Raw genomic sequence first — 12,258 nt, 5'->3', positions numbered from 1 at the left:
CCTGAGAGGAACCGCCATGGAGGACCAGCTCCTCGAACTGCTCGCCGGCGTCGTCGACGAGTTGAACGAACGCCGCGAGGAGAAGATCCCGACCGACGACCTGCGGGAGGTCTGCCTGTACGGCGACGCCGGGGTCTTCGACTCGATGCACCTGGTGAACTTCCTGGTGCTGGTCGAGGAGGCGCTGGAGGACGAGTTCGACGTCGAGATCTCGCTCACCTCGGCGAAGGCCGTCTCCCGCCGGGTCAGCCCGTTCAGCAGCGGCCGCCGCCTGATCGCCTTCATCGAGGAGGAGCTGGCGCTGGCCCGCGGCGAGGGCGAGCTCGCCGGGCAGGGGGCCTAGGGCGGACGGCCCCGCGGCCGACGACAGCGCAGACATGATCATCCTGATCACGGGCACCCGCACCGGCATCGGCAAGGCCCTCGCCCGGCACTTCCTCGACCTCGGCCACCGGGTCGTCGGGTGCAGCCGCCGGCCGTCGACCATCGAGCATCCGGAGTACACCCACCACGAGGCGGACCTCACCGACCCCCGGCAGGTCAAGGCGCTGTTCCGCTCGCTGCGGGCCAGCCACGGCTCGCTCGACGCGGTGGTCAACAACGCGGGGGTGGCGACCATGAACCACTTCATGCTCACCCCCGACGAGACCGCCCGGCACCTGTTCGACGTCAACTTCTTCGCCGTCCTCAGCTGCTCCCGGGAGGCCGTCAAACTCCTCCGCCGGAGCACCGAGCCGTCCCCCGCGATCCTCAACGTCTCCACGGTCGCCGTGCCGTGGGCGCTGGAGGGCCAGCTGCTCTACTCCGCCAGCAAGGCGGCCGTCGAGCAGCTCACCCGGGTGATGAGCAAGGAGCTGGCCGAGTTCGGCATCCGGGTCAACGGGCTCGGGCTGCCGCCGGTGCGCACCGTCCTGACCCGGACGGTGCCGGCCGAGAAGATCGACGCCCTGGTCCAGCGCCAGGCCATCAAGCGGATGTGCGACACCGACGACGTCGTCGGACCCGTCGAGTTCCTCCTCTCACCGCAGTCCCGGTTCGTCACCGGCGAGACACTATTCCTTGGCGGAGTGCACTGACGTGACGTACGAAACAGCCGAACCCCACGACCCGCACGACCTCCCCGACGGCACCGGCGGTCCCGGCGGTCCCGGCGGTCCCGGCCGGACCGAACTCCTGGACCGGCTCGACGAGTTGGGCGACCGCCCCGCCGTCGTGCACGGCGACGAGCGGTACGGCTACGCCGAACTCGCCGACGAGGTGCGGCTGCGGCTCAAGGAGCTGGACGCCGCCGGGGTGCGGCCGCACCAGGCCGTGATCCTGAACGGCGACTTCTCGTTCCGCTCGATCGCCGCGCTGCTCGCGCTGCACCTGCACCGCGCCGTCGCCGTCCCGGTGGTCACCCTCACCGAGGCGACCCTGGCCACCGTCACCGAGTCCTGCTCCCCGCGCCACCTGCTGCGGGTCGGCGCGGACGGCGTCACGATCGAGCCGGTGGCCGGCGTGCCCGACGCCCCGGCCGCGGGCTACGCCGGCCTGGTGGAGCGCGGCGCGTCCGGCCTGGTGCTGCTCAGCAGCGGCAGCACCGGGGCGCCGAAGGCGATCCTGCACGACCTGGACGCGCTGGTGCTGGAGAAGCTCGGCAAGCGGCCCCGGACGGCCGGCCGGCCCGCCCCGATCCTGATGTTCCTGCTGTTCGACCACATCGGCGGCATCAACTCGCTGCTCGGCGTGCTGCGCCTGGGCGGCACCGCGATCCTGCCCCGGCAGCGCACGCCGGAGGAGATCTGCGCGCTGATCCAGGAGCACCGCATCCGGCTGCTGCCGACCAGCCCGACCTTCCTCAACCTGATCCTGATCGCCGGCTTCCACCAGAAGTACGACCTGAGCAGCCTGCGGATGATCAGCTACGGCACCGAGCCGATGCCGGAGGAGCTGCTGGCCCGGGTCGGCGCGGCCTTCCCGGCCGCCCGGCTGCTGCAGACCTTCGGCACCAGCGAGACCGGCATCTCCACCACCACCAGCGAGTCCTCCCGCAGCACCTTCTTCCGGATCGAGGACCCGGGCGTCGAGCACCGGATCGTCGACGGGGAGCTCCAACTGCGCAGCAGCACGCAGTTCCTGGGCTACCTCAACTACCCGAGCGACTCGCTCACCGAGGACGGCTGGTTCCGCACCGGCGACCTGGTGGAGGAGAACGCGGACGGCTACCTGAAGATCAAGGGCCGGGCCAAGGAGGTGATCAACGTCGGCGGCGAGAAGGTCCTCCCGTTGGAGCTGGAGTCGCTGCTGCTGGCCAGTCCGATGGTCGCCGACTGCACGGTGTACGGCCGCCCCAACGCGATCACCGGCCAGTCGGTCTGCGTGGACGTCATCCCGGTGGGCACGCCGACCCGGGCCGAACTGCGCAAGCACGTGGTCGCGTTCCTCACCGGCAGGGTCGACCCGTTCAAGATCCCGACCAAGGTCAACCTGGTCGAGGCCGTCACCGTCTCCGAGCGGTTCAAGAAGAAGCGGATCCTGCCGTGAGCGGCCTGCTGGCGATCGGCGCCGGGAAGTTCGCCGTCGAGCTGGCCCGGTACGCGCGGGACGCGGGCCTCGGGCCGGTCGAGCGCTACCTCGACCTGCCGGGCGAGGAGGCGCACGCCCCCGCCGAACTGCGCGTCCCGTTCGACGGGTACCGGCCGGAGCCCGGCACCCGGGTGCTGCTGGCCACCGCCGACCCGGTGCGGCGGCGCGAGCTGATCGACTGCTTCGTGGACGCGCACGCCCTGGTCGCCGAGACCCTCGTGCACCCGACCTCGGTGGTCGACCCGGCCGCGCTGACCGGGCCCGGCACGGTGGTGGGCCCGTTCTGCCACGTCGGCGCGGGCGCCGTCGTCGGCGCGCACACGGTCGTCCACAACCACGCCAGCATCGGCAACCACTCGACCATCGGCGCCAACAACTTCCTCGCGCCCAACTTCCACTGCGGCAACAGCGTCACCGTCGGCGACGACAACTTCTTCGGCCTGAGCTGCACGGTCGCCCCCGGGGTGGCCGTCGGCAGCGCGAGCCGGTTCCAGGCCGGCCTGGTGCTGTTCGAGGACGCGCCGAGCCGGCACAGCTACCTCGCGGCGAGCCGCGTCAAGGCGCTCCCCCTGCCCTGAGCGGCCACCGCCCCGGGCCAGGAACCCCGACCGAACCACCCCACAGAAAGGCACCACCCCACCATGAACCGAGCGAAGGTCGCCGTCATCGGAGCAGGCCCCGGCGGCTGTGTGGCGGCCCTGAGCCTCCAGAAGCTGGGCCACGAGGTCGAGGTGTTCGAGAAGGGCCGCTTCCCGCGCTACCGGGTCGGCGAGTCCTTCCTGCCGGGCACCCTGTCGATCCTCAACCGGCTCGGCCTCCAGGAGAAGATCGACGAGCGGGAGTTCGTCAAGAAGCCCTCCGCGACCTTCCTGTGGGGCCAGGACCAGGCCCCCTGGACCTTCTCCTTCGCCACCGCCCGCACCGCCCCGTGGATCTTCGACCACGCCATCCAGGTCAAGCGCGAGGAGTTCGACCAGCTGCTGCTGGACGAGGTCCGCGAGCGCGGCGTCGCCGTCCACGAGGGCACCGCCGTCGCCAAGGTGGACGTCTCCGCCGCCGACCGGGTCACCCTGACCATCCGCGAGGGCGAGGGCACCCGCACCGCGGAGTACGACTTCGTGATCGACGCGGGCGGCGCGGGCAGCCCGCTGGCCCGCCAGCTCGGCGTGCGCCGCTACGACGAGTTCTACAAGAACTTCGCGGTCTGGAACTACTTCCAGCGCAAGGACCCGTTCGAGGGCGGCCTCAAGGGCACCACCTACTCGATCACCTTCGAGGACGGCTGGGTCTGGGTCATCCCGCTCAAGGACGACGTGCTGAGCGTCGGCATCGTGGTCGACCGCTCCAAGGCCGCCGAGGTCAAGGAGCTCGGCCCGGACGCCTTCTACCGCCGGACGCTGGCCAAGGCCACCCGCGCGGTCGCGCTGCTCGGCGACGCCGAGCCGATCGACGAGACCCGGATCGTCCACGACTGGTCGTACGACTCCGAGCACGTCTCGGCCGGCCGCTACTTCCTGGTCGGCGACGCCGCCTGCTTCACCGACCCGCTGTTCTCCCAGGGCGTGCACCTGGCCACCCAGTCCGCGGTCAGCGCCGCCTCCGCGATCGACCGGATCACCGGCGACCCGGAGGAGGCCGAGGCCGTCCACGCCTGGTACAACCGCAGCTACCGCGAGACCTACGAGCAGTACCACGAGTTCCTGGCCTCGTTCTACACCTTCGCCTCCTACACCGAGCCGGAGTCCGAGTTCTGGCGCAAGCGCCGGATCACCGAGTCCGACGACGAGCGGCTCAGCCGCAAGAAGTGGTTCGAGCGCCTGGTCGAGGGCGGCGCCGCCAACCCCACCGGGTCGGTGGCCGACTTCCGCGACCGCGCCGCCACGATGATCGCCATCGGCCGGCACCAGCGCACCGAGCTCAGCTCGGAGTTCTCCGACGAGGAGCTGAACCCGGCCCGGGTGCAGTGGATCGGCGCGCTCACCAAGCAGCTCAACCGGATCACCCGGCTCGCCTGGACCGGCGAGGAGGTGCTGCTCAAGCCCTACTACAAGGTCGAGCCGCACTCCTTCCGGCTGGAGCAGAAGCAGGTCCTCGCCAACGAGGACGGCCTCGACATGATCAAGTTCCCGGTGGAGGAGGTGCACCGGGAGATCTTCCAGCTGGTCACCAAGGAGACCGTAGGCTACAAGAGCCTGATCAAGCAGCTCAACGACACCGGCAAGCAGGAGATCAGCTCGCAGATCGTGATCCGGCTGATGGAGGCCGGCCTGCTGACCGGCTACGACAAGAACGGCGAGCGGGTCGTCGTCCAGGACCGCCTGCGCTTCGACGGCGTCGGCGTCGAGTACGAGGTCTGATCATGAACCGTCCCACCCACGTCTTCGTCGCCGGGATCGGCAACTCCGGCCCCGACCACTGGCAGTCGCTCTGGCGCGACCGGACCGACGGCGCCGTCTGGGTCGAGCACACCTCCTGGGACGAGCCCGACCGGGACACCTGGGTCGCGGAACTCGACGCCGCCCTGCGCGCCGTCCCGGGCCCGAAGGTCCTGGTCGCGCACAGCCTCGGCTGCACGCTGGTCGCCGAGTGGGCCGCCGAGCACCGGGACGAGGACATCACCGCCGCGCTCCTGGTCGCCGTCCCCGACGCCGACGGCCCCGCCTTCCCCACCCAGGCCACCGGCTTCGACTCCGCCCGGCACGGCCGGCTGCCGTTCCGCTCGCTCGTGGTCAGCAGCCAGGACGACCCGTACGGCTCCCCGGAGCACGCCGCCGCCGACGCCGAGCTCTTCGGCGCCGAGCTGGTCGACGTCGGCCACAAGGGCCACATCAACGCCGAGTCGGGCCTCGGCGACTGGCCCGAGGGCCGGGCGCTGCTCGACAAGCTGCTCGGCGGCTGACCCACCGCCCGCCGCACCCGCGAGAACGGCGGCCCCCGGCCCACCGCCGGGGGCCGCCGCAGCATGCCCCGCCCCGCGTTCCCCCCTCCCATGCCCCGCTCCCCACGCCCACGGCAGGTTGGAGAACCCCGTGTCCGCCGCCCAGTCGATCCCCGTCACCGCCCTCGGCGGCCTCTCGCTCGCCCTCGCCGTCGGCGTGGTCTTCACCCTGCTCTGCCGCCGCCTCGGCCAGCCCGCCGTGGTCGGCGAGATGGCCGCGGGCATCTGCCTCGGCCCCAGCCTGCTCGGGCTGCTCCCCGGCGACCTGCCCGCCCACCTCTTCCCGCCCGAGGTCCGCCCCTACCTGAGCACGGTCGCCCAGGTCGGCCTGCTGCTCTTCATGTTCGCCATCGGCTGGGAGTTCGACGCCCGCTCCGTCCGGGGCCGGCTCGCCTCCGCCGGGACGATCTGGGCGACCTCGCTGGTCGTCCCCCTGCTGCTGGGCGTCCTGCTGGCCCGCACCCTGGAGCACCCGGCCCTCAGCACCGGCGGCCGGCCCGTCTCCGACACCGGCTTCGCGCTCTACTTCGGCCTCGCGATGTCCGTCACCGCGCTGCCGGTGCTCGCCCGCATCGTCGAGGACCGGGGCCTGCGCGGCACCCGCCTCGGCAACCTCTCGCTCGGCCTGGCCGCCGCCGACGACCTGCTCGCCTGGTGCATGCTGGCCGTCGTCGTCGCCCTCACCAACACCGGCGGCGCCGGCGACTTCCTCGGCGTGATGGGCTGGTCGGCGCTCTACCTCGCCGTCCTGTTCGGCCTGGTCCGCCCGCTGCTGGCCGCCGCCGCGACCCGGGTGCGCTCCCGCCACCTGCCGTACGCCGCACCGCTGGTCGCCGTCGGCGTCTTCCTCTCCGCCTACAGCACGGCGCGGATCGGCATCGACGCGATCTTCGGCGCGTTCATGTTCGGCACCGCGATGCCCCGCCCCGAACCGGGCCCGCTCCAGCGCGCCGTGCACGTCCCGTTCGAGTCGGTCAGCCGCCTGCTGATGCCGGTCTTCTTCGTGGTCACCGGCCTCTCCGTCGACCTCACCACCCTCTCGCCCGGCGGCGTCCTCCAGGCCGGCCTGATCATGCTGGTGGCCTGCGTCGGCAAGCTCGGCGCGGTCGCGCTGTCCGCCCGGGCCACCGGCATGGACTGGCGCGACGCCACCGTGATCGGCGCGCTGATGAACACCCGGGGCGTGACCGAACTCGTCCTGCTCAACGTCGGCCTGGGCCTCGGGCTGCTCACCGTCCCGCTCTACTCCACGATGGTGCTGATGGCGCTGATCACCACCGCCCTCGCCGCCCCCGTCATCAAGGCCGTCACCCGGCGGACCGACCCCCCGGCCCCGGCCGAACCCGAACTCCTGGAGGCCGCGGCCGGCTGAGCCGGGAACCGGCTGAGGGGGGCCGCCGCCCGGGTGAGTCCGGCGCGGCGGTGCGGGGCGGGGGGAGGTCGGCCGTCCAGACTGCCCTGATGATCGGTTCAGTGCGGGAGCTGGTGCTGCCGGAGCACCAGCGGCGGACGGCGCGGGAGTTGCGCGAGGACCTCGACCTGTCGTCGGGTGACGTCCGTTCCAAGCGGTCGGCGTTCTGGACGATGCTGCTGCTCTCGGCCGTGATCGCCGCGTGCGGGGTGCTGACCGACTCCACCGCCACCGTGATCGGCGCGATGATCATCGCGCCGCTGTCGACCCCCATCATGGGGATCGCGCTCGGCGCGGTGCAGCGCCGCCGCAGCGGCGCCGGACGGTTCGTGCTGGCGGGCGTCGCGCTGGTGGTGGCGGTCGGGGCGCTGGCCTCGCTGGCCGTCCCGGCCGACTACGACCTGCTGAGCGACGGCCAGATCGCCGGCCGCACCTCGCCCGGGCTGCTCGACCTGGTCGCGGCCCTCGCCACCGGCTTCGCCGGGGCCGTCGCGCTGGCCCGGCGCGACGTGGCGGCCGTGCTGCCCGGCGTGGCGATCGCCATCTCGCTGGTCCCGCCGCTGGTGGTGGTCGGGGTGTGCGCCGGGCAGGGCTCCTGGTGGCTGGCGCTCGGCGCGCTGGTGCTGTTCGTCTCCAACCTGCTGGCCCTGGTCTTCGCCGGGATGGTGGTGTTCGCCGCGATCGGCACGGGCACCGGGGGCGGCGGCCCGCGCCGGGCGTACGCGACCGTCGGGGTGCTGTTCGCGGCCGTCGGGGTGCTGCTCGCCGCCAGCACTACCGGCACCGTCCTGGTCCACCTGTGGACCGCCCGCACCACGGACGCCGCGACCGCCTGGCTCTCCGCCACCCCCGGCGCGCAGGTCGTCGACGTCCGGGCGCACGCGCGCACGCTCTCCGTCGTCGTCCGCACGCCCGCCGAACTCCCGCCCGTGGAGGCCCTGCTGGACGCCCTGCGCGGGCAGGTACCGGACGGGGTACCGGTGGTGGTCACCACCACCGAGGGGCGGCGGATCGAGGCGGGCCGGGTCGGCCGCTGAGCCAGACGCCGTCCGGGGGCGGGGCGACCGTTCAGGGCAGGTTACCGCGTGTCACGGCCGGTAGCTGAGAAAACGGTGAAAATCACCACAAAACTCTCTTCTGACAGCCCGTCAGTCATGAAGAGAGGTGTCGGATGCTCCGCTTGAGACCAGCCGGGAGCCGGGAACGGACCTGGTGGGAGTCCGCGGTGGCGGTGACGCTCGGCCTGGCGCTGAGCACCCTGGGCGTGACCCCCGTCGCGGCGGCGGACCACGGCGGGCGCGCGGCGAAGGCCGGGGCGGCCGGGTCCGGCGCGCACCGGGTGGCGGGGGTGCCAGCCGATCCGGTGGTGGTCTACGACGAGGACTTCGAGAACGGCATGGCGGGCAAGGCCCCGATCCGGCTGCCCGACTACACCGGCGCCTCGGGGATGACGTACACCGCCTCGCCGTCCTGGCTGGCGTTCTGCAACGGCTGGGTCATGGACTACGACGAGCGGGGGCCGACGCCGCCGGAGTGCAAGACCGACCTGTTCTGGGACACCCTGGCGGACGTCGCCACCGCGATCGGCGAGTACAGCGGGGACGCGGCGCCGAGGAAGAACCACAGCGTGACGGCGTGGACCGAGGACGGCACCTATACGCCCACCGACATCCAGCTGCAGACCGACAAGGACATCCCCGTCGCGGGCGCCAACCACTACCTGACGGCCTCCGTCTCCTCCGGCGCGGTCTGCTACGACGGCGCGTACGCCGACCCGCAGCAGAACTTCTTCCTCACCACCGGCGGCACCGAGATCGCGCTGAACACCGTGCCGCTCAACCCGTGCACCGACCCGGGCGCCAAGGAGTACACCTACCCGGACGCCAAGGCGCCGATCGACGTGGTGCAGGCGACGGCGAACAGGCCGTACCTGTTCACCGGCAGCCAGTTCGGCGTCATCCTGCGCAACAGCGCCAACACCGGCCAGGGCAACGACGCGGCGTTCGACAACATGCGGGTGCTGGACGTCACCCCGCAGATCGACAAGTCGTTCAGCCCCTCCCCGGCGCCGGTCGGCGGTACCTCCACGCTGACCTTCACCATCACCAACACCTCGGACCTGCTGGAGAAGGACGGCTGGTCGTTCACCGACAACCTCCCCGCCGGGCTGAGCGTGGCGGGCACCCCGAACACCGCCACCACCTGCACCAACGGCAAGGTCACCGCCGACGCCGGGAACATCGCGGTCAAGCTGTCCGGCGACCTGACGGCCGGCCAGACCTCCTGCACCCTGAGCGTGGACGTCACCTCCGCCACCGCCGGCACCTACCAGAACTGCGCGGCCAACACCGCCGACCTCGTCGGCCTGCTGCCGCCGCCGTGCGCCACGGTGGAGTTCGCCGTCCCGCAGTACCGGATCACCAAGACCGCCTCCCCCGCCTCCGGCAGCACCGTGCACCCGGGCGACAAGGTCACCTACACCGTGCAGGTCGACAACACCGGCCGCGTGCCGGTGGACGCCACCGCCGCCGACGACCTCACCCGCGTCCTCGACGACGCCACCTACGACGGCGACGCCAAGGCGAGCACGGGAGCCGTCTCCTACACGGCGCCGAAGCTGAACTGGTCCGGGACGCTCGACGCCGGGAAGTCGGCGACCATCACCTACTCGGTGACCGTCAACAACCCCGACGCCGGTGACGGGAAACTCGACAACGCCGTCACCGGCAACGGCTCCTCGAACTGCACCACCGGCCTCGAAGCCGGCTGCACCACCCACGAGGACGTGAGCGGCCTCAAGGTCACCAAGACCGCCGACACCGCCACCGCCAAGCCCGGCCAGAAGGTCACCTACACCGTGACCGTCACCAACCTGGTCGGCGCCCCCCGCACCGGGGTGAGCGTCAGCGACGACCTGAGCAAGGTGCTGGACGACGCGGCGTACGACAACGACGCCAAGGCCAGCGCCGGAACGGTCTCCTACGCGGCGCCGACCCTCACCTGGAACGGCGACCTGGCACCGAGCCAGAGCGTGACCATCACCTACTCGGTCACCGTCAACCAGCCCGACACCGGGGACCACCAGCTCGCCAACGCGGTCGTCGGCCCCGCCGACTCCAACTGCGCGAGCGGCTCCACCGACCCGGCCTGCTCCGCCGTCGTGCCGGTCGCCGAGCTGAAGATCGCCAAGTCCTCGGACGCCAAGAACCCGGTCAAACCCGGTGACAAGATCACCTACACCGTCGTGCTGAGCAACCCCGGCACCGCCCCCTACCCCGGCGCCTCGATCACCGACGACCTGTCCAAGGACCTGGACGACGCCACCTACGACAACGACGCCAAGGCCAGCGCGGGCACCGTCTCCTACGCCGCTCCCGTCCTGTCCTGGAACGGCGACGTGCCCGCGGGCGGCTCGGTGACCATCACCTACTCGGTGACTGTCGACAAGCCCGCCAAGGGCGACAAGCAGGTCACCAACGCAGTGGTCGGCCCGCCCGACTCCAACTGCGGCCCCGGCTCCACCGACCCGGCCTGCTCCACCGCCGGGAACATCGCCCAGCTGACCATCGCCAAGACCTCGGACGCCAAGAACCCGGTCAAGGCCGGTGACACCGTCACCTACACGGTCACCGTGCAGAACACCGGCACCGCCCCCTACCCGGCCGCGCAGCTGACCGACGACCTGACCCGGGACCTGGACGACGCGACCTACAACGGCGACGCGAAGGCCACCTCCGGCACGGTCACTTACGCCGCCCCCGTGCTGAGCTGGAACGGCGACGTGGCGGCGGGCCAGACCGTGACGATCACCTACTCGGTCAAGGTCAACAACCCGGACACCGGCGACTACGAGCTGGCCAACACCGTGGTCGGCCCGGCCGACTCCACCTGCCCGCCCGGCGGGAGGGAGCCGCGCTGCGGCACCCGTGACCGGATCGCCGCGCTCCAGGTCGCCAAGACCTCCGACAGCCGCCGCTCCCCCGTCCGGCCCGGCGCCAAGGTCACCTACACCGTGACCGTCACCAACCCCGGCAAGGCCGCCTACCCGGCCGCGCAGCTCACCGACGACCTCAGCCGCGACCTGGACGACGCCGCCTACAACGGCGACGCGAAGGCCACCTCCGGCACCGTCTCCTACACGGCCCCGGTGCTGAGCTGGAACGGCGACGTCGCCCCCGGCCAGAGCGTGACGATCACCTACTCGGTGCGGGTCGACAAGCCCGACACCGGCGACAAGCAGCTCGCCAACACCGTCGTCGGCCCCGACGGCTCCAACTGCCCGGCCGCCTCCACCGACCCGGCCTGCTCCACCAGCGACGACATCGCCGACCTGACGATCACCAAGTCCTCCGACGCCAAGACCCCGGTCAAGCCCGGCGACACCGTCACCTACACCGTCGCCGTCACCAACGACGGCACCGCCGACTACCCGAACGCCTTCGCCACCGACAACCTCAGCGGCACCCTGGACGACGCCGCCTACAACGGCGATGCCACCGCCACCTCCGGCACCGTCGCGTACCGGGAGCCCGTCCTCGCCTGGACCGGTACCGTCCCCGCCGGACAGAGCGTCACGATCACCTACTCGGTGACCGTGAACAACCCCGACACCGGCGACCACCACCTGGCCAACACCGTCGTCGGCCCGAACAGCTCCACCTGCCCGCCGCTGCGCAGCACCCCCGAGTGCGCCACCGACAACGGCGTCGCCGAGCTGAAGATCACCAAGACCTCGGACGCCAAGGACCCGGTCCAGGACGGCGACCAGGTCGGCTACACGGTCACCGTCACCAACACCGGCACCGCCGCCTACCCGGCCGCCGCGCTCAGCGACGACCTGACCGGCGACCTCGACGACGCCGCCTACAACGGCGACGCGAAGGCCACCTCCGGCACGGTCTCCTACGCGGCACCGGCCCTCGCCTGGAGCGGCGACGTGGCGGCCGGACAGACCGTCACGATCACCTACTCCGTCACCGTGAACAACCTCGACACCGGCGACCGCGAACTCGCCAACACCGTCACCGGCCCGGACGCCTCCAACTGCCCGGCCGGCTCCACCGACCCGGCCTGCACCACCCGCCACAAGACCGTCCCCCGCCCGGCCCCCAGCCCCAGCCCCAGCCCGGGCCCCGGCCCGCTGCCCGACACCGGCAGCAGCACCCTGGTCTGGTACGCGGGCATGGCCGCCGCCCTCGCCCTCGCGGCCGGCGTCCTGCTCACCACCGCCCGCCGCCACCGGAGCGGCCGATGACCTGACGCCGCCACCGGGCGGCCCCACGACGGCCCCCGCGCCCACCCGGCGCGGGGGCCTCGCGCTGCCCGCGGCTCTCCCGCCGCC

9 protein-coding genes are annotated in these 12,258 nt (G+C 72.1%); all 9 read left to right on the top strand.

Going from position 1 to position 12,258, the window contains the following annotated elements:
- Window positions 1-16 precede the first annotated feature (16 nt).
- On the top strand, window positions 17-343 hold the full coding sequence (locus tag K353_RS03220) for a hypothetical protein (protein ID WP_100839329.1): 327 nt from the start codon (window positions 17-19) through the stop codon (window positions 341-343).
- 34 nt (window positions 344-377) lie between these two features.
- Entirely contained in the window at window positions 378-1,076 is a 699-nt protein-coding gene (locus K353_RS03215; RefSeq protein WP_111552018.1) for an SDR family NAD(P)-dependent oxidoreductase, read from the top strand.
- Window position 1,077: 1 nt separating this feature from the next.
- Window positions 1,078-2,526 (top strand): long-chain fatty acid--CoA ligase, encoded by a 1,449-nt coding sequence (locus K353_RS03210; protein WP_233533329.1) that lies wholly within the window; start codon window positions 1,078-1,080, stop codon window positions 2,524-2,526.
- On the top strand, window positions 2,523-3,146 hold the full coding sequence (locus K353_RS03205; RefSeq protein WP_111552017.1) for a DapH/DapD/GlmU-related protein: 624 nt from the start codon (window positions 2,523-2,525) through the stop codon (window positions 3,144-3,146). The genes K353_RS03210 and K353_RS03205 overlap by 4 nt, the downstream gene beginning before the upstream one ends.
- Window positions 3,147-3,209: 63 nt before the next feature.
- Window positions 3,210-4,925 (top strand): chloramphenicol-biosynthetic FADH2-dependent halogenase CmlS, encoded by a 1,716-nt coding sequence (gene cmlS / locus K353_RS03200; protein ID WP_111552016.1) that lies wholly within the window; start codon window positions 3,210-3,212, stop codon window positions 4,923-4,925.
- A 2-nt stretch (window positions 4,926-4,927) separates the two neighbouring features.
- The gene (locus tag K353_RS03195) at window positions 4,928-5,467 is read left to right on the top strand and encodes an alpha/beta hydrolase (RefSeq protein ID WP_111552015.1); all 540 of its coding nucleotides are present in this window, start codon (window positions 4,928-4,930) and stop codon (window positions 5,465-5,467) included.
- A 130-nt stretch (window positions 5,468-5,597) separates the two neighbouring features.
- Window positions 5,598-6,878 (top strand): cation:proton antiporter, encoded by a 1,281-nt coding sequence (locus tag K353_RS03190; RefSeq protein WP_158585319.1) that lies wholly within the window; start codon window positions 5,598-5,600, stop codon window positions 6,876-6,878.
- A gap of 89 nt (window positions 6,879-6,967) precedes the next feature.
- A complete protein-coding gene (locus K353_RS03185) occupies window positions 6,968-7,954 on the top strand; it encodes a DUF389 domain-containing protein (RefSeq protein WP_111552013.1) in 987 nt (328 codons plus the stop codon).
- Window positions 7,955-8,097: 143 nt separating this feature from the next.
- Window positions 8,098-12,171, top strand: coding sequence for an Ig-like domain-containing protein (locus K353_RS03180; protein ID WP_146616386.1), 4,074 nt, complete (start codon window positions 8,098-8,100; stop codon window positions 12,169-12,171).
- Window positions 12,172-12,258 lie beyond the last annotated feature (87 nt).

The sequence above is a fragment of the Kitasatospora sp. SolWspMP-SS2h genome (genome assembly GCF_003259315.1).
Taxonomy (GTDB): Bacteria; Actinomycetota; Actinomycetes; order Streptomycetales; family Streptomycetaceae; genus Kitasatospora; species Kitasatospora fiedleri.
The sequence above is the reverse complement of the archived record's forward strand: the minus strand, read 5'-3'. Positions and strand labels throughout refer to the sequence as shown.

Coding starts and splice junctions, on each gene's coding strand:
- K353_RS03220 (WP_100839329.1), top strand. CDS start 17: ATGGAGGACCAGCTCCTCGAACTGCTCGCCGGCGTCGTCGACGAGTTG.
- K353_RS03215 (WP_111552018.1), top strand. CDS start 378: ATGATCATCCTGATCACGGGCACCCGCACCGGCATCGGCAAGGCCCTC.
- cmlS (WP_111552016.1), top strand. CDS start 3,210: ATGAACCGAGCGAAGGTCGCCGTCATCGGAGCAGGCCCCGGCGGCTGT.
- K353_RS03195 (WP_111552015.1), top strand. CDS start 4,928: ATGAACCGTCCCACCCACGTCTTCGTCGCCGGGATCGGCAACTCCGGC.
- K353_RS03185 (WP_111552013.1), top strand. CDS start 6,968: ATGATCGGTTCAGTGCGGGAGCTGGTGCTGCCGGAGCACCAGCGGCGG.